Annotated in this window: 22 protein-coding genes; 17 read left to right on the top strand and 5 right to left on the bottom strand. The window is 68.1% G+C overall.

Going from position 1 to position 20,313, the window contains the following annotated elements:
* Nucleotides 1–11: 11 nt before the first annotated feature.
* Genes trhO through hisG form a run of 4 tightly spaced genes read left to right on the top strand, consistent with a single transcriptional unit; the run spans nucleotide 12 to nucleotide 2,969 of the window.
* On the top strand, nucleotides 12–869 hold the full coding sequence (trhO, locus tag RJ1_RS20395) for an oxygen-dependent tRNA uridine(34) hydroxylase TrhO (RefSeq protein ID WP_073363266.1): 858 nt from the start codon (nucleotides 12–14) through the stop codon (nucleotides 867–869).
* 1 nt (nucleotide 870) lies between these two features.
* A complete protein-coding gene (locus RJ1_RS20390; RefSeq protein ID WP_073363263.1) occupies nucleotides 871–1,764 on the top strand; it encodes a pseudouridine synthase in 894 nt (297 codons plus the stop codon).
* A gap of 25 nt (nucleotides 1,765–1,789) precedes the next feature.
* A complete protein-coding gene (locus RJ1_RS20385; protein WP_174695003.1) occupies nucleotides 1,790–2,071 on the top strand; it encodes a phosphoribosyl-ATP diphosphatase in 282 nt (93 codons plus the stop codon).
* A 46-nt stretch (nucleotides 2,072–2,117) separates the two neighbouring features.
* Nucleotides 2,118–2,969, top strand: coding sequence for an ATP phosphoribosyltransferase (gene hisG, locus RJ1_RS20380; protein ID WP_073363261.1), 852 nt, complete (start codon nucleotides 2,118–2,120; stop codon nucleotides 2,967–2,969).
* A gap of 37 nt (nucleotides 2,970–3,006) precedes the next feature.
* Here the strand turns inward: hisG and RJ1_RS20375 are convergent, their stop codons facing one another.
* Nucleotides 3,007–3,843, bottom strand: coding sequence for a thioesterase family protein (locus RJ1_RS20375; RefSeq protein WP_073363258.1), 837 nt, complete (start codon nucleotides 3,841–3,843; stop codon nucleotides 3,007–3,009).
* Nucleotides 3,840–4,745, bottom strand: a complete 906-nt coding sequence (locus RJ1_RS20370; RefSeq protein ID WP_073363255.1) for a RecB family exonuclease — start codon at nucleotides 4,743–4,745, stop codon at nucleotides 3,840–3,842. Before RJ1_RS20370 ends, RJ1_RS20375 begins: the two co-directional genes overlap by 4 nt.
* A gap of 96 nt (nucleotides 4,746–4,841) precedes the next feature.
* On the opposite strand from RJ1_RS20370, the gene RJ1_RS20365 reads away from it, so the two are divergent.
* Entirely contained in the window at nucleotides 4,842–5,696 is an 855-nt protein-coding gene (locus RJ1_RS20365; protein WP_073363364.1) for a tRNA (adenine-N1)-methyltransferase, read from the top strand.
* A 49-nt stretch (nucleotides 5,697–5,745) separates the two neighbouring features.
* Here RJ1_RS20365 and RJ1_RS20360 read toward each other — a convergent pair whose 3' ends face one another.
* Complete coding sequence (locus RJ1_RS20360; protein ID WP_073363250.1) at nucleotides 5,746–6,249, bottom strand: WKL family lipoprotein; 504 nt, start codon at nucleotides 6,247–6,249, stop codon at nucleotides 5,746–5,748.
* 183 nt (nucleotides 6,250–6,432) lie between these two features.
* Between RJ1_RS20360 and arc the strand changes: the two genes are divergently transcribed.
* Nucleotides 6,433–8,208, top strand: a complete 1,776-nt coding sequence (arc, locus tag RJ1_RS20355) for a proteasome ATPase (RefSeq protein WP_073363247.1) — start codon at nucleotides 6,433–6,435, stop codon at nucleotides 8,206–8,208.
* Between the two features lie 62 nt (nucleotides 8,209–8,270).
* On the opposite strand, the gene RJ1_RS20350 is transcribed toward arc, so the two are convergent.
* Nucleotides 8,271–8,819 carry an NUDIX domain-containing protein gene (locus tag RJ1_RS20350; protein ID WP_073363245.1) on the bottom strand — a complete coding sequence of 183 codons (549 nt, stop codon included), beginning with the start codon at nucleotides 8,817–8,819 and terminating at the stop codon, nucleotides 8,271–8,273.
* A gap of 83 nt (nucleotides 8,820–8,902) precedes the next feature.
* Between RJ1_RS20350 and RJ1_RS20345 the strand changes: the two genes are divergently transcribed.
* The 5 genes from RJ1_RS20345 to prcA all read left to right on the top strand — a co-directional run bounded on the left by RJ1_RS20345 (nucleotide 8,903) and on the right by prcA (nucleotide 12,876).
* A complete protein-coding gene (locus RJ1_RS20345; protein WP_073363242.1) occupies nucleotides 8,903–9,280 on the top strand; it encodes a nitroreductase family deazaflavin-dependent oxidoreductase in 378 nt (125 codons plus the stop codon).
* Between the two features lie 74 nt (nucleotides 9,281–9,354).
* A complete protein-coding gene (gene dop, locus RJ1_RS20340) occupies nucleotides 9,355–10,854 on the top strand; it encodes a depupylase/deamidase Dop (protein WP_073363240.1) in 1,500 nt (499 codons plus the stop codon).
* 170 nt (nucleotides 10,855–11,024) lie between these two features.
* Nucleotides 11,025–11,219 (top strand): ubiquitin-like protein Pup, encoded by a 195-nt coding sequence (locus RJ1_RS20335; RefSeq protein ID WP_073363237.1) that lies wholly within the window; start codon nucleotides 11,025–11,027, stop codon nucleotides 11,217–11,219.
* Complete coding sequence (gene prcB / locus RJ1_RS20330; RefSeq protein ID WP_073363235.1) at nucleotides 11,216–12,100, top strand: proteasome subunit beta; 885 nt, start codon at nucleotides 11,216–11,218, stop codon at nucleotides 12,098–12,100. Before RJ1_RS20335 ends, prcB begins: the two co-directional genes overlap by 4 nt.
* Entirely contained in the window at nucleotides 12,097–12,876 is a 780-nt protein-coding gene (prcA, locus tag RJ1_RS20325; protein WP_073363232.1) for a proteasome subunit alpha, read from the top strand. The genes prcB and prcA overlap by 4 nt, the downstream gene beginning before the upstream one ends.
* Here the strand turns inward: prcA and RJ1_RS20320 are convergent.
* Nucleotides 12,867–14,333 (bottom strand): bifunctional phosphatase PAP2/diacylglycerol kinase family protein, encoded by a 1,467-nt coding sequence (locus tag RJ1_RS20320; protein WP_073363230.1) that lies wholly within the window; start codon nucleotides 14,331–14,333, stop codon nucleotides 12,867–12,869. The two genes, prcA and RJ1_RS20320, sit on opposite strands and share 10 nt — an antisense overlap.
* 71 nt (nucleotides 14,334–14,404) lie before the next feature.
* Here RJ1_RS20320 and pafA point away from each other — a divergent pair, with 71 nt between their 5' ends.
* The 6 genes from pafA (at nucleotide 14,405) to tatC (ending at nucleotide 20,295) form a co-directional block, all read left to right on the top strand.
* On the top strand, nucleotides 14,405–15,763 hold the full coding sequence (pafA, locus tag RJ1_RS20315) for a Pup--protein ligase (protein ID WP_012687833.1): 1,359 nt from the start codon (nucleotides 14,405–14,407) through the stop codon (nucleotides 15,761–15,763).
* A gap of 47 nt (nucleotides 15,764–15,810) precedes the next feature.
* Entirely contained in the window at nucleotides 15,811–16,800 is a 990-nt protein-coding gene (locus RJ1_RS20310; RefSeq protein ID WP_174695002.1) for a helix-turn-helix transcriptional regulator, read from the top strand.
* On the top strand, nucleotides 16,797–17,777 hold the full coding sequence (locus RJ1_RS20305) for a helix-turn-helix transcriptional regulator (RefSeq protein WP_073363226.1): 981 nt from the start codon (nucleotides 16,797–16,799) through the stop codon (nucleotides 17,775–17,777). Before RJ1_RS20310 ends, RJ1_RS20305 begins: the two co-directional genes overlap by 4 nt.
* Nucleotides 17,774–18,835, top strand: a complete 1,062-nt coding sequence (locus RJ1_RS20300; protein ID WP_073363223.1) for a 2-dehydropantoate 2-reductase — start codon at nucleotides 17,774–17,776, stop codon at nucleotides 18,833–18,835. The genes RJ1_RS20305 and RJ1_RS20300 overlap by 4 nt, the downstream gene beginning before the upstream one ends.
* Nucleotides 18,836–18,907: 72 nt before the next feature.
* Nucleotides 18,908–19,183 carry a Sec-independent protein translocase subunit TatA gene (gene tatA / locus RJ1_RS20295; RefSeq protein WP_073363220.1) on the top strand — a complete coding sequence of 92 codons (276 nt, stop codon included), beginning with the start codon at nucleotides 18,908–18,910 and terminating at the stop codon, nucleotides 19,181–19,183.
* 71 nt (nucleotides 19,184–19,254) lie between these two features.
* The gene (tatC, locus tag RJ1_RS20290; protein ID WP_073363217.1) at nucleotides 19,255–20,295 is read left to right on the top strand and encodes a twin-arginine translocase subunit TatC; all 1,041 of its coding nucleotides are present in this window, start codon (nucleotides 19,255–19,257) and stop codon (nucleotides 20,293–20,295) included.
* Nucleotides 20,296–20,313: the final 18 nt, after the last annotated feature.

The raw sequence follows: 20,313 nt of genomic DNA, 5'->3' as shown, positions 1-20,313 counted from the left end.
TCTGGTTTCCCGTGGCTGTTCCGAAAATCGTGCTGTTCTACGTGTTCACTCCGCTCGCCGATCCGGAGGCGATACGGCTGTGGCAGTACACGCTCGCCGAGGCGCACAACCTGACCGGGCGGATCCTGGTCTCCGAGCACGGCATCAACGCGACCGTCGGCGGCGACATCCGCGACGTCAAACGGTATGTGAAGGGAACGCGCGGCTACGCGCCGTTCAGGGACGCCGACATCAAGTGGTCCGACGGGCTCGGTGACGACTTCCCGCGGCTGAGCGTGAAGGTGCGGTCGGAGATCGTGACGTTCGGCGCGCCGGGCGAGCTGAAGGTGGACGCGGACGGCGTCGTCGGCGGGGGCACCCACTTGGCGCCGGAAGAGGTGCACCGCCTGGTCGAGGGCCGCGGCGACGACGTCGTCTTCTTCGACGGCCGCAACGCATTCGAGGCCGAGATCGGACGGTTCAAGGACGCAGTTGTGCCCGACGTGTCGACCACCCGCGACTTCGTGCACGAACTCGACAGCGGCAAGTACGACCACCTCAAGGACAGGGCGGTGGTCACCTACTGCACCGGCGGTGTGCGCTGCGAGGTCCTGTCCTCGCTGATGCGTGCGCGCGGGTTCGAGGAGGTCTACCAGATGGACGGCGGCATCGTCCGCTACGGCGAGACGTTCGGCGACACCGGTTTGTGGGAGGGCTCGCTCTACGTCTTCGACAAGCGGATGAACATCGAATTCAGCGATCAGGCGAAGACCCTGGGACGCTGCACGGAATGCGGCGGTCCGACGTCCCGGTACGAGAATCTGCCCGACGACCGGGACCGCGAACTCGTCCTCGTCTGCGACCGCTGCGCCGAGAATCGGACCCTCTGAGGTGGCCGGGGCACCCTTGCCGGTCCGCAACGGTCTCGGTCCCGATCGCCTCCGGATGCCGGCCGGACTCGGCGCGGAGACGGTCGCCGATTTCCTGGTCCAGACCTACCCGGACGAGCGCGCGCACTGGCTGTCCCTGATCGACGGCGGGGGAGTCGTCGACGAACACGGGCGGGTGGTCGATCGCGGAACCCGGTATGCCCCCACCCGGTTCGTGTACTTCTACCGAGACCCGGCACCGGAGATCCCGGTTCCGTTCGAGATCGACATCCTGCACCGCGACGACCACCTCGTGGTGATCGACAAACCCCATTTCCTCGCGACGATCCCGCGCGGCGCGCACATCACCGAGACGGCGGTGGTGCGGCTGCGAAGGGCGCTCGACCTGCCCGATCTCACGCCGGCCCATCGGCTCGACCGGATGACGGCCGGCGTCCTGGTGTTCCTGGTCCGGCGAGAAGACCGCCGGGCGTACCAGGAGCTGTTCGTCTCCCAGCAGGTCACCAAGGAATACGAGGCCGTCGCCGCACACGATCCTGCGCTCACGTTCCCCCGGACCGTTCGCAGTCGCATCGTCAAGGAACACGGGATCATGACGGCGACGGAGGAACCGGGAGAACCGAACAGTGAGACGGTCGTCGACCTGATCGAGGCCCGGGACGGCCGCGGACGGTACCGGCTGCTGCCGAAGACCGGCCGCACGCACCAACTGCGCCTGCACATGTCCTCGCTGGGGCTGCCGATCGAGGGTGACAACTACTACCCGGACTTCCGCCGATCCGAACCCGGCGACTTCTCGACCCCGCTGCGGTTGCTGGCGCGGGCCATCGCGTTCACCGACCCGCGGTCGGGCGACGTCCGCCGGTTCGAGAGCCGCCGCACACTCGGGTGGTGACCGGTTCGGAGAGGCCCGCGGCGGCGTGAAACAATGGGTCCTCGTGAAGACCTTCGAATCCCTGTTCGCCGAGCTGACCGAGCGTGCCTCTACCCGCCCCGAGGGGTCCGGCACCGTTGCCGCCTTGGACGCCGGCGTCCATTCGCAGGGAAAGAAGATCCTCGAAGAGGCGGGTGAGGTGTGGATCGCCGCCGAGCACGAGAGCGACGAGGCGCTCGCCGAGGAGATCTCTCAGCTGCTGTACTGGACGCAGGTGCTGATGGTGGGTAAGGGCCTCAAGCTCGAGGACGTCTACCGACATCTGTGATCGGTGATCGAGACTCCTCCACCCGCTCCCGAAAGGAACCTCAGCCATGCTGCGCGTCGCAGTCCCGAACAAGGGCTCGCTGTCCGAGTCCGCCGCCGAAATCCTCAGCGAGGCCGGCTACCGCCGTCGCACCGATTCCCGCGACCTGACCGTCCTGGACCCGTCCAACCAGGTCGAGTTCTTCTTCCTGCGTCCCAAGGACATCGCGATCTACGTCGGATCCGGGGAACTCGATCTCGGCATCACCGGCCGCGACCTCGCCCGCGACTCGGGCGCCCCGGTCGCCGAACGGCTGTCGCTCGGATTCGGCCGCTCCACGTTCCGGTACGCCGCACCCGCCGGCAAGGACTGGTCGGTCGAGGACCTCGCCGGTCTCCGCATCGCCACGTCCTACCCCAACCTGGTGCGCGACGACCTGTCCGCCCGCGGGATCGAGGCCTCGGTCATCCGTCTCGACGGTGCCGTGGAGATCTCGATCCAGCTCGGTGTCGCCGACGCCATCGCCGACGTCGTCGGCTCCGGTCGCACGCTGCGCCAGCACAACCTGGTCGCGTTCGGTGACACCCTGTGCGACTCCGAGGGTGTGCTCATCGAGCGCGCCGGCTCGCCCGCCGACGACTCCGCGCGCAACCAGCTGGTCGAGCGGGTGCGCGGCATCGTGTTCGCGCAGCAGAACCTGATGCTCGACTACGACTGCCCCAAGACGATCCTCGACGACGCGTTGAAGATCACGCCGGGCCTGGAGTCGCCGACGCTGTCGCCGCTCGCCGACGAGAACTGGGTGGCGGTCCGGGCGATGGTGCCGATCAAGGGCCACAACGGAGTCATGGACGAACTCGCGGACCTCGGCGCCAAGGCCATCCTCGCGTCCAACATCCGGTCCTGCCGCGCGCTCTGAACTCGTTCCGCTGCACGACGATCCGCGCCCGTTCCGTTCAGGAGCGGGCGCGGACCTGTACGGTCTGGGCGATCCGGCCGACGGCACCGGTCTCGTCGTAGAGCACGCCCGCGCACATGCCCACTCCGTCGGGGCCGATGGAGGTTTCGGAGCTGACGCCGACCCAGTCACCCTCGGGCACCCGGAAGATGTGGACGGTGAGGTCGGTGTTGAGGAACGTCCAGTCAGCCGGGTCGAGTTTCGACCCCACGCCGTTGGCGATGTCGGCGATGGAGAACAGCCGCTCGAGCGGAGTCATCGTCTCGCCGAGGATCAGCGTGGGTTTCGGCCTCGCCCACAGCTTGCCGGGGCCCTCGCACCCCATTTCGGCGATCCACCGCCAGTCGAGGGTGGTCAGGTAGCCGGAGTTCCAGGTGCCGCCGAACGCACCGTCCCGACCCTCGGAGCGAGGTTCGAGCGGCGGGTCGACGACGTGGACGGCGTCGGTGGTGTCGACGGTCTCCATGCGCCAGGCCGAGCCCCGCGCCACGGCGCGGGGGCGTTCGCCGACGGTCCACAGTTCCGCGACCACCAGCTCCACCCGGCGTCCCGGGCGCTGCACCCAGGACCGGACCTCGAGTTCGGCGATCGGGATGGGGCCGAGGATCTCGACCACCACCCGGGTGAGGCGTGCGTCGTCCCGTGCGGCGCACCGTTCGAGTGCCCGCACGAGCAGCGCGGACGGGGGAGCGCCGTGCTGCATAGTGTCGGCCCACACGCTGATCGTCAGATCCGTGCTGCCGAACCGCTCGACGGTGACCTTCTGGTCCGAGCCCGTTGCCGGCGCACTCAGTACTTCCGAACCGACTGGTACGTAGTAGGACTCGGAACTCATTCGACAATCTCCTCGAAACCCGGTGCATCTTCCGCGGGCCCCTCCGGCCATCCCGGGTAGGGAGGCGGCGTTCCGCCGAACGAGGGGCACCGGGACTTATGATCACACCAGTCGCAGAGCCGGCTCGGCTTGGGTCGGAAATCGCCGGTGACGCCGGCCGCGAGAATGGCCTTCCAGATCGCCGACAGCGTGCGTTCGAACCGCAGCAGTTCGTCTTCGTCGGGTGCATAGGTGAGGACCGTCCCGGACGCGAGATACAGCAGGCGCAATTGCGTTGGGACGATGCCCCGGGTGCGCAGCAGGACCAGTGCATAGAACTTCATCTGGAACAGGGCCTTGGATTCGGACATCTCGCGCGGTGCCCGACCGGTCTTGTAGTCGACCACCCGGACCTCACCGGTGGGGGCGACGTCGATGCGGTCGACGAACCCGCGCAGCAGCACTCCGTCGTCGAGTTCGGTCTCGACGCGCTGTTCGACCGATTCGGCCTCGAACCGGGTGGGGTCTTCCAGTTGGTAATAGGCGGTGACGAGGGAGCGGGCCTCGTCGAGGAACGACTCGCGTTCGTCTTCCGGGACCAGATCGATCAGGTCCGGGGCTTCATCGAGAATGCGCTCCCACGACGGGACGACGAGATCGACAGCTTTCGCCGGCACGCGTTCGGCCGCGGGCAGCCCGAACAGTGTCTCCAGCGCGGCATGCACCACCGTGCCCTTCACCTGCGCCCGCGACGGAGCCTCCGGGAGCCGGTCGACGGCACGGAAACGGTAGAGGAGTGGGCACTGCTTGAAGTCGCCGGCGCGGGACGGGGACAGGGCGGGTCGCCTGCGGGTCGCCGGAGTGTCGTCGCGCTGTGACGGGGAACCCTTTACGACAGGGGCTGGCGACTCTGAGATGCTCACACCTGGCAGGGTAGGCCCCCGGTCCGACAGTCCTGTCGGGGCTGCGGTGTGGGCGCCGGACGGCGCCCGGACGAACAGGCTGAGGAGTCGGTGACGATGGTGGGACGCGAAACGCGACCGAGCGGACCGTTTCGGGTGGGCGATCGCGTCCAGTTGACGGACGCGAAGGGCCGGCACTACACGGTCAACCTGGAGGCGGGCAAGGAGTTCCACACGCACCGCGGCGGCATCCTGCACGACGACCTCATCGGCACCGACGAGGGCAGCGTGGTCAAGTCGACCAACGGCACCCCGTATCTGGCGTTGCGACCGCTGCTCACCGACTACGTGCTGTCGATGCCGCGCGGCGCGCAGGTCATCTACCCGAAGGACGCCGCGCAGATCGTCCACGAGGGTGACGTCTTTCCCGGGGCCCGGGTGCTCGAGGCCGGCGCCGGATCGGGTGCGCTGACGTGTTCGCTGCTCCGCGCGGTCGGGCCGGAAGGCCGGGTCATCTCGTACGAGGTGCGCGACGACCACGCCGAACACGCCGTCCGGAACGTCGAGACGTTCTTCGGGGAGCGCCCCGCGAACTGGGATCTGACGATCGCCGACGTCGCCGAGTTCGACGCCGAGGCGGCGGGGGGCCGGGTCGACCGGGTGGTCCTCGACATGCTGGCCCCGTGGGATGCGCTGCCCGCCGTGTCCAAGGCTCTGGTTCCCGGCGGAGTGCTCGTCGTCTACGTCGCCACTGTGACGCAGCTCTCCAAGGTGGTCGAGGCGATGCGCGAGCAGGAGTGCTGGACCGAGCCGCGGTCCTGGGAATCGATCGTCCGCGGGTGGCACGTCGTCGGGCTCGCGGTGCGCCCCGAACATCGCATGCAGGGCCACACCGCGTTCCTGGTGAGCGCCCGGCGTCTCGCCGAGGGAACTGTTACGCCCAAGCCGCAGCGCCGGTCCGGCAAGGGCTGAGACATGCCTTCGGCGGCGCCCGGGCGGGGCGCCGCCGAAGGACGAAACGCTAGCTGCAGCCGGCCCGTGCCATCCCGAGCAGGGTGCACGTGCTCTCGTCGGACACCTTCCAGGTGCCGTCGACGTTCTCCCACGTCCACGCCGTCGGGGCGGCGGTGCCGTGCGGGCTCGCGATCGCGACGTTCGCCGTCGCCGTATCGCCTTCTACCTGCACATCCGTGACCGTGAAGGACACCGGGTAGTTGGCCATCGCCGCCGTCATCGCCTCGAGATTCGGGCGGCGTTCCTCGCCGTCGACCACCACGACGGTCTTCTCGTCGACCGGGCGGGCGGGGTCCACGAGGACCTGGAGAGTGCCGAGCAGTTCCTCGGAGGTGGGGGCCGCGACCGCTTCGGCGGCCGCGGAGGATGTGGCCCCGGACGTTGTCGCCGAGGTGCCGGCCGCGTCGTCGGACGAGCAGGCCGACATCCCGAGCGCGAGGACGATCGCGCCCACGGCGACCACGGATCTACCGATCGAGGATGTGCCGTTCGGGGGCTTGCGGATTATCACGACGAACCCTTTCGTTACACAGAATAGAGAGGACACTGCTCGACAGGTAGGTAAGGCTAACATGAGGGTTTCGGTAGCCCGGGGTGTCACGTATGCCGATTCGCAATCGGCAGAATCCGTGTCACGGCGCAGAATTCGGACAGTGCCGGTAGCGTTGATAGATCTCATTGGGAGGAGACGCACATGAGCTCGACAGAGAACCCCGATTCGGTTGCGGCCGCACGAGAGCTCGAGGCGTTGCGCGCAGAGGCGTCGGCACTGCGCAGGCAGCTCGCGGAGTCGCCGGAACAGCTTCGTGAGATGGAATCGCGAGTGGACTCGCTGTCCATCCGGAACACCAAGCTGATGGACACCCTCAAGGAGGCCCGCCAGCAGCTCATTGCCCTTCGAGAAGAAGTCGATCGCCTCGGCCAGCCGCCGAGCGGGTACGGCGTGCTGCTCGGAGTGCACGACGATCAGACGGTGGACGTGTTCACCTCCGGTCGCAAGATGCGGTTGACCTGCTCCCCGAACGTCGACGCCGAGACCCTCAAGCTCGGTCAGACCGTGCGCCTCAACGAGGCACTCACGATCGTGGAGGCGGGCAACTTCGAGCGCGTGGGTGAGATCAGCACGTTGCGCGAGGTCCTCGACGACGGCCAGCGCGCGCTGGTCGTCGGCCACGCAGACGAGGAACGGATCGTCTGGCTCGCCGAACCCCTCGCCACCGTCTTCGAGGAGAGCGAGAAGGAGTCGATCGCGTACGACGCGGACTCGCCCACCCGGAAGCTGCGACCGGGCGACTCCCTCCTCGTCGACACCAAGGCCGGCTACGCGTTCGAGCGGATCCCCAAGGCCGAGGTCGAGGATCTGGTTCTCGAAGAGGTCCCCGACGTCCACTACGACGACATCGGCGGTCTCGGCCGGCAGATCGAGCAGATCCGCGACGCCGTCGAGTTGCCGTTCCTCCACAAGGACCTGTTCCACGAATACGAGCTCCGCCCACCCAAGGGTGTGCTCCTCTACGGTCCGCCCGGGTGCGGCAAGACGTTGATCGCCAAGGCGGTCGCCAACTCGCTCGCGAAGAAGATCGCGGAGGCCCGGGGGCAGGACAGCAAGGAAGCCAAGTCCTACTTCCTCAACATCAAGGGCCCCGAGCTGCTGAACAAGTTCGTCGGCGAGACCGAGCGCCACATCCGGCTGATCTTCCAGCGGGCCCGGGAGAAGGCGTCCGAGGGCACCCCGGTGATCGTGTTCTTCGACGAGATGGACTCGATCTTCCGTACCCGCGGGTCGGGTGTCTCCTCCGACGTCGAGACCACCGTCGTGCCTCAGCTGCTCAGTGAGATCGACGGTGTCGAGGGGCTCGAGAACGTCATCGTGATCGGCGCATCCAACCGCGAGGACATGATCGACCCCGCGATCCTGCGTCCGGGCCGCCTCGACGTGAAGATCAAGATCGAACGCCCCGACGCGGAGTCGGCGCAGGACATCTTCTCGAAGTACCTCGTCGAGACGCTGCCGGTGCACGCCGACGACATCGCGGAGTTCGGTGGCGACCGCACCGCCTGCATCCGGGTGATGATCGAACGGGTCGTCGACCGCATGTACGCCGAAAGCGAGGAGAACCGCTTCCTCGAAGTCACGTACGCCAACGGCGACAAGGAGGTCCTGTACTTCAAGGACTTCAACTCGGGGGCGATGATCCAGAACATCGTCGACCGCGCCAAGAAGTACGCGATCAAGTCGGTGCTCGATACCGGTGCCCGGGGCCTGCGGGTCCAGCACCTGTTCGACTCCATCGTCGACGAGTTCTCCGAGAACGAGGACCTGCCGAACACCACCAACCCCGACGACTGGGCACGGATCTCGGGTAAGAAGGGCGAGCGGATCGTCTACATCCGCACGTTGGTCACCGGCAAGAACGCGAGCGCCAGCCGCGCCATCGACACCGAGTCCAACACGGGCCAGTACCTGTAAGCCGTCACGACCTGCGCGGCGGGAACTCGAATTCTGTTCCCGCCGTGCAGGTTCCTTCGGTGTCAGCGGTCCCGGTCGACGAGATAGTCCTCCAGCAGCGCCCGGGTGTCCGGGACGAACGGCCACTGCGGGTCGCGCAGATGCATGACCAGTTCGTGGGGCGCCCACCACCACCCGGCCGCGATCTCGCTGGCCTGGTGGACGACCGGGCCGTCCCAGTGCGTCTCGTAGGCGAACAGGTGGCAGCGCAGCCTCAGTCCCTTCCAGTGCCCGTCCCACGCCGCCTGCGCGATGGGGGTGAGGTCGACTCCGGTGATGCCGAGTTCTTCCGCAAGTTCCCGGGCGGCGGCCTCCTCCGCCGTTTCTCCCGGATCGACCACGCCGCCCGCCAGGCAGTCGTGCTGTCCGGCGAACACCGTCTTCGTGTCCGACCGCCTGTGCACGTAGACGCGCCGGCCGTCACCGGATCGGACGAGCACCCCGGAACTGGCGTGCCACAACCCCTCGGCGTAGACCCGGGAACGCTCGGCGGTACCGACCGGTCGGCCCGCACTGTCGAACACCGCCACCACTTCGTCCGTGCCGGGCGGGGTGTTCGGGACGGAATCCATGCGGTCGATCCTGCCAGCACCCCGTCGGGCGTCGGTACTGTCGTGGGTGGTTGCTCGTTCCGGTGCCGAAGGAGTGCGAGTTCATGGCGTTGCCGCGTTCGATCGCCCGGTTCAACCGGGTCGCCACCAATCAGGTGAGCCGCCACGTCGCGACGATCCTGCCCGGTTTCGCCATGGTCGAGCACCGGGGCCGGAAGTCGGGCAAGGCGTATCGCACACCCGTCAACGTGTTCGTCGTGGACGGCCGCTACCGGTTCGCGCTGACGTACGGAGCGCAGAGCGACTGGGTGCGCAACGTGGTGGCGGCGGGCGGATGCACCATCGAGACGCGCCGACGCAGCGTCACCCTGACCGACCCGACGATCGTCACCGACAGCACCCACGCCTGGGCTCCCACCGGGGTCCGCACGGTGCTCCGGGCGATCGGGGCGGACCAGTACCTGGAGTGCTCGCCGACCTGACCGTGCGGCGCGAACGGCTCGCGCGGCAGGAGTGTGCCGCCGGGTGTGGTGAGTGATCGCATAGGCTCGGCAGCATGCAGCGGATCATCGGTGTCGAAGTCGAGTACGGAATCTCCTCACCCAGCGAGCCTTCGGCCAATCCGATCTTGACGTCCACCCAGGCGGTGCTGGCCTACGCGGCAGCCGCGGGGGTGCCGCGTGCCAAGCGCACCCGATGGGATTACGAGGTGGAATCCCCGCTGCGCGATGCCCGCGGTTTCGACCTCGGCCGGCTGAGCGGCCCGGCGCCGGTGATCGATGCCGACGAGGTCGGCGCGGCTAACATGATCCTCACCAACGGCGCCCGGCTCTACGTCGACCACGCGCACCCCGAGTACTCGGCCCCGGAGGTCACCGACCCCCTGGACGCCGTCATCTGGGACAAGGCCGGTGAACGCGTGATGGAGGCCGCCGCCCGGCACGCATCGAGCGTCCCCGGTGCCCCGCGACTGCAGTTGTACAAGAACAACGTCGACGGCAAGGGTGCGTCGTACGGCACCCACGAGAACTACCTGATGTCCCGGGCCACGCCGTTCTCCGCGGTGATCAACGGCCTGACGCCGTTCTTCGCGTCCCGCCAGGTCATCTGCGGGTCGGGTCGCGTCGGCATCGGCCAGTCCGGCGACGAGGCCGGCTTCCAGCTGTCCCAGCGTGCCGACTACATCGAGGTCGAGGTCGGGCTGGAGACCACGCTCAAGCGCGGCATCATCAACACCCGCGACGAACCCCACGCCGACGCCGACAAGTACCGGCGTCTCCACGTCATCATCGGCGACGCGAACCTCGCCGAGATGTCGACCTACCTGAAGGTCGGGACCACGGCGCTGGTCCTCGATCTCATCGAGGCGGGTGTCGACCTCACCGATCTGCAACTGGCGCGCCCGGTGACGGCCGTCCACCACATCAGCCACGACCCGACGCTGCGCGCCACGGTCGCGCTGGCCGACGGCCGGGAACTCACCGGGCTTGCGTTGCAGCGGATCTACCTGGACCGAGTCGACAAGTTCATGTCCGCCGAGGGCAACGACGACCCGCGCGTGGCCGATCTGCTGGAGAAGTGGGCGATGGTTCTCGACCTGCTCGAGCGTGACCCGATGGAATGCGCTCACCTGCTGGACTGGCCGGCCAAGCTGCGTCTGCTCGAGGGTTTCCGGAACCGGGAGGGCCTCAACTGGTCCGCGCCGCGACTGCATCTCGTCGACCTGCAGTACTCGGACGTCCGCCTCGACAAGGGTCTGTACAACCGGCTCGTGGCTCGCGGGTCCATGGAACGCCTCGTCTCGGAGCAGCAGGTGCTGGACGCGGTCGACACTCCGCCCACCGATACCCGCGCCTACTTCCGAGGCGAGTGCCTGCGCAAGTTCGGCGCCGACATCGCGGCCGCGAGCTGGGATTCGGTGATCTTCGATCTCGGCGGCGACTCCCTGGTCCGCATCCCCACGCTGGAGCCCCTGCGGGGCAGCAAGGCGCACGTGGGGGAGCTGCTGGAGTCGGTGGAGACGGCGAAAGAACTAGTCGACGAGCTCACGAACTGACCGATCGACCGGTTCGGGACGGATCTGCGCCGGAACTCGCCGTCGCGTCGGCACACGTGCGGCGTCGACGCTCGGTAGGGTGAAGGTCCGAGCGGATGATGTAGTCAGACTGCTTGGCACGACAGGACGCTCGGAAGAAGAGCTCCCTTCACACAAGGAGGTCGGCTGCGATGGCGCAAGAGCAGACCAAACGAACTGGTGGCGGCGACGACGACGACACCCCCGGTGGTGACGGTGCCGCTGGTCAGGAACGTCGCGAAAAGCTGGCCGAAGACACCGACGACCTGCTCGACGAGATCGACGACGTGCTCGAGGAGAACGCCGAGGACTTCGTCCGGGCCTATGTCCAGAAGGGCGGCCAGTGACGGCGGATCGACCGGCATTGCGGACAGGCGATGGTGACACGAGGCTCAGTTTCGGTTCGAATCTGAGCTCGTTCACCGAGTATCTGCGTGGTCACGCACCAGAATTGCTGCCGGAGAATCGGATCGGCCATCGTTCGCACTCGACACGGGGCGGTGACGGGATGGACAGCGGTGATCTCGCACCGCACGGAACGACGATCGTGGCGCTTACCTACAAGGGTGGCGTTCTGCTCGCCGGCGACCGGCGCGCGACCCAGGGCAACCTGATCGCGAGCCGGGACGTCGAGAAGGTGTACGTCACCGACGAGTATTCGGCGGCCGGGATCGCGGGCACCGCGGGCATCGCGATCGAACTGGTTCGCCTGTTCGCCGTCGAACTCGAGCACTACGAGAAGATCGAGGGCGTTCAGCTGACGTTCGACGGCAAGGCCAACCGGCTGGCGTCGATGGTGCGGGGCAACCTCGGAGCGGCGATGCAGGGCCTCGCGGTGGTTCCGTTGCTCGTCGGATACGACCTCGACGCGGACGAAGAGGCCCGCGCGGGCCGCATCGTCTCGTACGACGTCGTCGGCGGCCGGTACGAGGAACGCGCCGGATACCACGCGGTCGGTTCGGGATCGTTGTTCGCGAAGTCGGCACTGAAGAAGATCTATTCACCGGACAGCGACGAGGAGACCGCCCTGCGGGCGGCCATCGAATCGCTGTACGACGCGGCAGACGACGATTCGGCCACCGGTGGCCCCGACCTGACCCGGGGCATCTATCCGACCGCGGTCACGATCACCCAGGCCGGGGCCGTACACGTGTCCGAGGAGACGACGTCCGAGTTGGCTCGGCGGATCGTCGCCGAGCGCACCGAAGAAGGGGGGTCCGCGCGATGACCATGCCGTATTACGCCTCCGCCGAGCAGATCATGCGGGACCGCTCGGAGTTGGCGCGTAAAGGAATTGCCCGGGGACGCAGCGTCGTGGTGCTCACGTTCCACGACGGCGTGCTGTTCGTGGCCGAGAATCCCTCCACCGCGCTGCACAAGGTGAGCGAACTCTACGACCGGCTCGGCTTCGCGGCCGTCGGCAAGTACAACGAGTTCGAGAACCTGCGGCGCGCCGGGATCGTCCACGCCGACATGCGCGGCTATTCCTACGACCGACGTGACGTGACGGGCCGATCACTGGCCAACGCGTACGCCCAGACCCTCGGCACGATCTTCACCGAACAACCCAAGCCGTACGAGGTGGAGATCTGTGTCGCCGAGGTCGGGCGCGTGGGCAGCCCGAAGCCTCCCCAGCTGTACCGCATCACCTACGACGGATCCATCGTCGACGAACAGCATTTCGTCGTGATGGGTGGCACGACCGAGCCGATCGCGACCGCCATGCGCGAGTCGTACCGTGCCGACCTCGATCTCGAGGCGGCGGTCGGTATCGCGGTCAACGCGCTGCGTCAGGGAGGTGCCGGGGAAGGCGAGAAGCGGAACGTCGATGTGGCCAGCCTCGAAGTGGCCGTGCTCGACCAGTCCCGGCCTCGCCGTACGTTCCGGCGGATCACCGGACCCGCGCTCGAACAGCTGATCCCCGCAGCGCCTGCGGCCGCCTCGGAGCCCGCTTCGGAGGCGAAGCCGGACACCGAGACGAAGCCGGCCGACCCTCAGGACTGAGGCCGGTACACCGCGATCGCCTCGGGCACCGTCCGGAAGTCGAAGCGACGGGCGTCGGCAACCACTTCGCCGTCGGTGGCCAGCGCAACCGGCGCGCCGTCCACGCGGACGGTGAGCCGGGGCACGAGTGATCGCACGTACACCCGGCTGCTCCCGAGTGTCCCGGTCGCGGCCGCGAACAGTAGTCGTGGCCGGGACGCTCGGCGGTCGGCCCGCACGTACCGGACGTCGAGCAGCCCACCGGTGATGGCGGGACGCGACATCGGGACCTGATCGCCCGGCGAATACCGACCGTTCCCCACGAACAGCATCCAGACCTTCACGGGCCGACCGTCGAGTGTGACGGCGAGCGGGGTTGCCGCGGAGAGAATCCGGATCATCGCCGCGCTTGCCGCGGGCCACTTGCCGTACCGGGGTTGCCATTTCTCCCGCAGCCGGACCGCGTCGGGGTATCCACCGAGACTTGCGGTGTTGAGGAACGGCGCCGACTCCGACACATCGGTGTGGACGACGGCCTGGTCGACGAGAACCGCATGGCCGGTCTCGACGGCGTTCACCGTGTCCGAGATGTCGGTGACGCCGGCGTCCCGGGCGAAGTGATTGAGCGTTCCGCCGGGGAACACCGCCAGCGGCAACCGGTGACGCGCCGCGGCAGCGGCGACGGCGACAACGGTCCCGTCACCACCGCACACCCCGAGGGCGCGTGGACTGGTGTCGGTCACCCAGGCGTCGAGTTGCTCGGCGAAATCCTTCTCCGTGTCCAGGGCGCGCACATCGGCCTTGGGGAGGGCTGTCGCGATCTCCTCGCGGGGGTCCACGCTGTCCGGCCCCGATTCCGGGTTGACCAGCACCAACAGGTCCTCACCCCCGGGCAGTGCCGGCGCGTCGACAGAGGAACCCAGCTCCGCCGGCTCCTCCGAGCGCACCGCCCACCACCGGCGGGTCCCCGACGCGACGGCCCCACCGAGCGCCAGTCCGGCGAGCACGTCCGACGGCCAGTGCACCCCGTTGTGCACACGGGAGTACGCGACCGCGGCGGCGAGGGGCGCCACGACGGCAGCTGCCGCGGGCGATTCCAGGGCGACGCCGGTGGTGAACGCCGCCGCCGACGCGGCATGCCCCGACGGGAAGGACGAGGACCGGGGGATCGCCACCCCGCGCAGCACGTTCGCCCACACGCGCGCGGGTGGTCGCCGCCGCGGGAACAGCGGTTTGAGGATGCCGTTGGCGAGACCGCTCGCGAACGCGAGCGACAGCAGGCCCCGCACACCACCCCGGCGGGCGCGCCCACCGACCAGTCCGAGCACGGCCGCCACACACCACCACAGAACCCCTTTATTGGCGGCCCGGCTGAGGAAGCGCATCACCCGGTCGGCCTCGGACGGGTTCAGATTCGCGCTGCGGTCGAACACGATCTCGTCGGCCCGGTGGATGCGGCGTAGATGTGGGTTCACCACCTCAGCGTATGCGCGGGGTGTCGCCTGACCGTTTTAACGCTCCGCCGGGTGATCGGTTGTACTCTCGAGGTGTGCAGCGACGAATCATGGGAATTGAGACAGAGTTCGGTGTGACCTGCACCTTCCATGGTCACAGGCGACTGAGCCCGGACGAGGTTGCGCGCTACCTGTTCCGGCGGGTGGTGTCGTGGGGCCGGAGCTCCAACGTGTTCCTCCGGAACGGTGCCCGCCTGTATCTGGACGTCGGCTCGCACCCCGAATACGCGACGGCCGAGTGCGACAACCTCATCCAGTTGGTCAACCACGACCGGGCCGGTGAGCGGGTTCTCGAGGAGTTGCTGATCGACGCCGAACAGCGGCTCGCCGAGGAAGGCATCGGCGGCGACATCTACCTGTTCAAGAACAACACCGACTCGGCCGGCAATTCCTACGGCTGTCACGAGAACTTCCTCGTGGCCCGGGCGGGCGAGTTCTCCCGGATCTCGGACGTGCTTCTCCCGTTCCTGGTGACGCGGCAGCTGATCTGTGGCGCCGGCAAGGTCCTGCAGACGCCGAAGGCGGCCACGTTCTGCCTGTCACAGCGCGCCGAGCACATCTGGGAAGGAGTGTCTTCGGCGACCACGCGGTCGCGGCCCATCATCAACACCCGCGACGAGCCGCACGCGGACGCGGAGAAGTACCGCCGCCTGCACGTGATCGTCGGCGATTCGAACATGTCCGAATCCACCACCATGCTGAAGGTCGGCACGGCGGCGCTCGTCCTGGAGATGATCGAGGCCGGGGTGTCGTTCCGCGACTTCGCGCTCGACAACCCGATCCGCGCCATCCGCGAGGTCAGCCACGACGTGACCGGACGCCGTCCGGTGCGGCTGGCCGGCGGCCGTCAGGCCAGCGCCCTCGACATCCAGCGGGAGTACCACGCGCGGGCGGTCGAACACCTGCAGAACCGCGACCCCGATCCCCAGGTCACGCAGGTGGTGGACCTGTGGGGCCGGATGCTCGACGCCGTCGAGACCCAGGACTTCGCGAAGGTCGACACGGAGATCGACTGGGTGATCAAGCGCAAACTGTTCCAGCGCTATCAGGACCGGCACGGCTTCGAGCTCGCCGACCCGAAGATCGCGCAGCTCGATCTGGCATACCACGACATCAAACGAGGTCGCGGCGTGTTCGACGTGCTGCAGCGCAAGGGTCTCGTGAAGCGGATCACCGAGGACGAGACGATCGAGGCGGCGGTGGACACCCCGCCGCAGACCACCCGGGCGAAGCTACGCGGCGAGTTCATCACCGCCGCGCAGGAGGCCGGACGCGACTTCACGGTCGACTGGGTGCATCTCAAGCTCAACGACCAGGCCCAGCGGACCGTGCTGTGCAAGGACCCGTTCCGGTCGGTCGACGAGCGGGTGGAGCGCCTGATTGCCTCGATGTAGCGGCGCTGCGGGGGTCCGGAACGGTCTCACCCACTAGGCTTCCGGGCGTGCCGACTTCCAAGATCGAGCGCTTGATGAACCTGGTGATCTGTTTGTTGTCCACCAGACAGTTCCTCACCGCCGAGAAGATTCGCGAGAGCGTTGCCGGGTACGCCGACTCCGCCAGCGACGAGGCGTTCAGCCGCATGTTCGAACGCGACAAGAACGAGCTTCGGGATCTCGGTGTTCCGCTCGAGACGGGGCAGGCGTCGCGCTTCTCGACCGTCGAGGGCTACCGCATCAACCGCAATGCGTACGAGCTCCCCGACATCGACCTCAGCCAGGAGGAGTCGGCGGCGGTCGCGGTCGCGGTCCAGTTGTGGGAGTCGCCGGAGTTGACGTCCGCCGCCCAGGGGGCACTGCTCAAGCTGCGGGCCGCGGGTGTGCAGGTGGATCCCGACTCGGCGGCCACCCCGATCACCGCCGTCCCCGCCCGCACCCGCGGCTCCGAACCGGCGCTCGGGAAGCTCCTCGCGGCGGTCGACGCCGGCCGCGCCGTGCATTTCCCGCACCGCGGCGCCCTCAACGAGCCGTACACCGAGCGGACCGTGGAACCATGGGGTGTCGTCACCGCGCACGGTCGCTGGTACCTCGTCGGTCACGACGTCGACCGGGGGGCCGTCCGGACGTTCCGGTTGTCGCGAATCGGCGACGACGTGCGGGAGTTCGGACCGTCGGGAGCCGTGCACAAACCGGCAGGTGTGGATCTGCGGGAGATCGTCGACCGGGTTACCGGTTCGGGCGAGGTCACCGGGACCGCCACCGTGTGGGTAGCCGAGGGCCGAGCCCAGGAACTGCGCCGACTGGGGACGGCGACGGGGGAGAGGCGGGTCAACGAGCGCAGCGGCACCGTACTCGCGATCCCGGTCCGCTCCCGGGACTGGATCGCGCGGCTGGTCGCCGGCCACGGGGCGGATGCCCTGGTCCTCGATCCGGCCGAACTACGCCACGATGTGCTGACGAAACTGAAGGACGCCGCGGAAGGGGGGACGTCGTGAGCAACAGGCTGTCGTCGAGATTGTCCCGGCTCCTCAACCTGGTGCCGTACTTCATCGCGAACCCGGGGATGAGCGCGGCCGAGGCCGCCGCCGAACTGGGTGTCACCACCACCCAGCTGATGTCGGACCTCAACCAGCTGTGGGTGTGCGGGCTGCCCGGCTACGGCCCGGGCGACCTCATCGACCTCTCGTTCTCCGAGGAGAGCATCGAGGTGACGTTCTCGGCGGGCATCGACCGCCCGCTGCGGTTGACGTCGACGGAGGCCACCGCCCTGCTGATTGCCCTGCGTTCGCTGGTGGAGATGCCGGGCATGGTCGATCCGTCGGCGGCGCACAGCGCGATCGCCAAGATCGAGGACGCCGCGGGCACCGCGGCGGCCCGCGCGACGGTGACGCCGACGTCGGAGCGGGATGCGGTGGAGGACGTGGCGGAAGATCCGATCGCCGCCGCGGTGCGGTCCGCACTCCATCGCCGCCGCGCACTGCACCTGACGTACTACTCGGCGTCCCGGGACCGGGTCACCGAGCGGACCGTGGACCCGGTGCGGATCGTGCTGGTCGACAATCACAGCTATCTGCAGGCGTGGTGCCGTCAGGCGGAGGGAGTGCGGCTGTTCCGGCTCGACCGGATCGACGCCGCCACCGAACTGGACGAGCCGTCGACGCCACCCGCCCAGGCCCTCGTGCGGGATTCCAATCTCGAATTGTTCAGCGGAGACGCGTCGCTGCCGCAGGCACGGTTGCGCATCGCCGCCGACTGCGTGTGGGTGCTCGACTACTACCCGATGGATGTCCGCACGGTCGCCCCCGACGGCTCGGTCGAGGCGAGCATGAGCTACGGGGCCCTCGAGTGGATGGCGAGGCTGGTCCTCGGGTTCGGTTCCGGAATCACGGTGCTCGGACCGGCTGAGCTGGTGGACGAGGTGCGCCGCCGGGCGGTGGAGGCGCTGTCGGCCTACGACGCCGTCGAGGCATGAGCGCCATGCGTCCGTTGCGGGTCAGCGTGTTCGGCGCGGGCAGCATCGGTTGCTATATCGGGGGCCGGCTCGCCGCGGCGGGCGCCGAGGTCACGCTGATCGGCCGGGAGCGGATCGGGACCGAGATCCGCGCACACGGGTTGCGTCTGACGGACCTGCACGGCGCGGACATCCCGGTCGGTTCCGCCGACATCGCGTTCGCCACCGGACCGGAGTCGGCGGCCACCGCCGATCTCGTTCTCGTCTCGGTGAAGTCGGCGGCGACACCGGAGGCGGGTGCCGCACTGGCGACGGTGATCGGCCCCGACACGGTGGTGGTGAGTGCGCAGAATGGGCTGGGCAATGCGGACACCCTGCGTGCGCTGCTGGCGGAGCACGTCGTCCTGGCGGCGATGGTGCCGTTCAACGTCGTGCACCGCGCCGGCGGACATTTCCATCAGGGCTCCGAGGGCGACCTCGAGATCGAGCAGCATCCGGTGGTACGCGCATACGCGCCGGTGTTCGACGACGCCGGGCTGCCGCTGCACGCTCACGAGGACTTCCGCTCGGTGCAGTGGGCGAAGTTGCTGCTCAACCTGAACAACGCGGTCAACGCCCTGTCCGGTCTGCCGCTCCGCGAGGAGCTGTCGCAGCGAGCGTTCCGGTGCGCTCTCGCGCTGGCGCAGCGGGAGGCGCTGGATCTCCTGACCGCCCGTGGCATCGCTGTCGCCAAGCTCACACCGCTGCCGCCGCAGTGGATTCCCCGGTTGCTGACCGTCCCGGACGGGGTGTTCGGGGTGGCGGGCAGCCGGATGCTGGCCATCGACCCGCACGCGCGGTCGTCGATGTGGGACGACCTCGAAGCGGGCAGGCGCACCGAGGTGGACTGGATCAGCGGCGAGATCGTGCGGCTGGCCGCGGCGTCGGGTGCGGACGCCCCGGTGAATGCGCGACTGGTCGAGCTGATCCGCGAGGCCGAGGCGGGTGGGAACCGGCACTGGTCCGGGGACGCCCTGCTCGCCGATCTGCGCTCACAGCGGGCACCCAGGAAACAGGCAGGCAAACGGCAGCGCAGCTAGCCAGTTTCGACCGGGCTGGTGCCGTGTATGTCCGGTAGCATCGGGGTCACCTGATCTTTTGGAGGTTTCATCATGGGAGCCATGAGCCCCTGGCACTGGGCCATCGTCGCGCTGGTCGTCATCATCCTGTTCGGTTCCAAGAAGCTGCCCGATGCGGCTCGTGGACTCGGCCGCTCGCTCCGCATCTTCAAGAGCGAGGTCAAGGAGATGCAGAACGACAACAGCACGCCGGCGCCCCCCGCGCAGCAGAGCGCGCCCGCCGAGCTGCCCGTGGCAGACACCACGACCGCACCGGTCACCCCGCCGGCGCCGGTGCAGCCGCACCACACCGAGCCGAAGTCGGCTTAGCCCGAGCCGCCTGACAACCGGGGTGAATCTTCACCCCGGTTGCCTGCTGACCAAGACTAGGGCGAACAACAGTGCGAATTCCGTTCGATCCGCGCACCAGCAAGCGGAGGACCAATCCCGACGGCACGATGTCGTTGGTCGATCACCTCTACGAGCTGCGGACGCGACTGCTCCTGTCGGTGCTGGCCATCCTGGTCACCACCGCGGTGGGCTTCTACTGGTACTCCCACCAGATTCTCGGGATCGAGAGCCTCGGTGAGCTCCTGCAGGGACCGTACTGCTCGCTGCCGGCGTCGAGCCGCGCCGACCTGACGAGCGACGGGTCGTGCCGCCTCCTCGCGACCGGACCGTTCGAGCAGTTCATGCTCCGGTTCAAAGTTGCGTTGACGGCGGGCATCGTCCTCGCCTGTCCGATCTGGCTGTACCAACTGTGGGCGTTCATCACACCCGGCCTGTACGCGAAGGAACGTCGCTACGCGATCGGTTTCGTGGTGTCCGGCGCGATGCTGTTCATCGCGGGCGCAGTCCTCGCCTACGTGGTGGTCGCGAAGGCCCTGCACTTCCTGCTGACGATCGGTGACAACGTCCAGATCACCGCGCTCGGCGGCGCCGAATACTTCGGGTTCATCATCAACCTGCTGATCATCTTCGGTGTCAGCTTCGAGATCCCGCTGCTCATCGTCGCCCTGAACTTCGTCGGCATCCTGCCCTACGCGAAGCTCAAGGCGTGGCGCCGCGGCCTGATCTTCGCTCTGTTCGTGTTCGCCGCGATCGCCACCCCCGGGCAGGACCCGTTCTCGATGCTCGCCCTCGCGTTCGCGCTGACCCTGCTGTTCGAAGTCGCCGTGCAGATCGCCCGCCTCAACGACCGCCGCAAAGCGCGTCGCACCGAGCAGGAGTGGGGTGCACTCGACGACGACGAGGCCTCGACCATCGCGGCGCCGTCGGACCTGAACGAGGCGTTCGACGTCGCCGCCACACCGGTCCCCGAGCCGGCCGGCCGGTTCCGGCGGTCCCGCAAGTCCGGCAAGTCCGGCGCAGCGAACAAGAACGACGACGCGAGCACGACCGGAAGCAACACACCGGGTCAGGACTTCTCCGACACCCTGTGACAATCTGACGGGGTGGCA

Source organism: Rhodococcus jostii NBRC 16295 (assembly GCF_001894825.1).
GTDB lineage: Bacteria > Actinomycetota > Actinomycetes > Mycobacteriales > Mycobacteriaceae > Rhodococcus_F > Rhodococcus_F jostii.
The sequence above is the reverse complement of the archived record's forward strand: the minus strand, read 5'-3'. Positions and strand labels throughout refer to the sequence as shown.

Excerpts from the sequence above, each read along its gene's own strand:
- hisG (WP_073363261.1), top strand. The coding sequence starts at position 2,118 with ATGCTGCGCGTCGCAGTCCCGAACAAGGGCTCGCTGTCCGAGTCCGCC.
- RJ1_RS20375 (WP_073363258.1), bottom strand. The coding sequence starts at position 3,843 with ATGAGTTCCGAGTCCTACTACGTACCAGTCGGTTCGGAAGTACTGAGT.
- RJ1_RS20365 (WP_073363364.1), top strand. The coding sequence starts at position 4,842 with ATGGTGGGACGCGAAACGCGACCGAGCGGACCGTTTCGGGTGGGCGAT.
- arc (WP_073363247.1), top strand. The coding sequence starts at position 6,433 with ATGAGCTCGACAGAGAACCCCGATTCGGTTGCGGCCGCACGAGAGCTC.
- RJ1_RS20350 (WP_073363245.1), bottom strand. The coding sequence starts at position 8,819 with ATGGATTCCGTCCCGAACACCCCGCCCGGCACGGACGAAGTGGTGGCG.
- RJ1_RS20345 (WP_073363242.1), top strand. The coding sequence starts at position 8,903 with ATGGCGTTGCCGCGTTCGATCGCCCGGTTCAACCGGGTCGCCACCAAT.
- dop (WP_073363240.1), top strand. The coding sequence starts at position 9,355 with ATGCAGCGGATCATCGGTGTCGAAGTCGAGTACGGAATCTCCTCACCC.
- RJ1_RS20335 (WP_073363237.1), top strand. The coding sequence starts at position 11,025 with ATGGCGCAAGAGCAGACCAAACGAACTGGTGGCGGCGACGACGACGAC.
- prcA (WP_073363232.1), top strand. The coding sequence starts at position 12,097 with ATGACCATGCCGTATTACGCCTCCGCCGAGCAGATCATGCGGGACCGC.
- RJ1_RS20300 (WP_073363223.1), top strand. The coding sequence starts at position 17,774 with ATGAGCGCCATGCGTCCGTTGCGGGTCAGCGTGTTCGGCGCGGGCAGC.
- tatA (WP_073363220.1), top strand. The coding sequence starts at position 18,908 with ATGGGAGCCATGAGCCCCTGGCACTGGGCCATCGTCGCGCTGGTCGTC.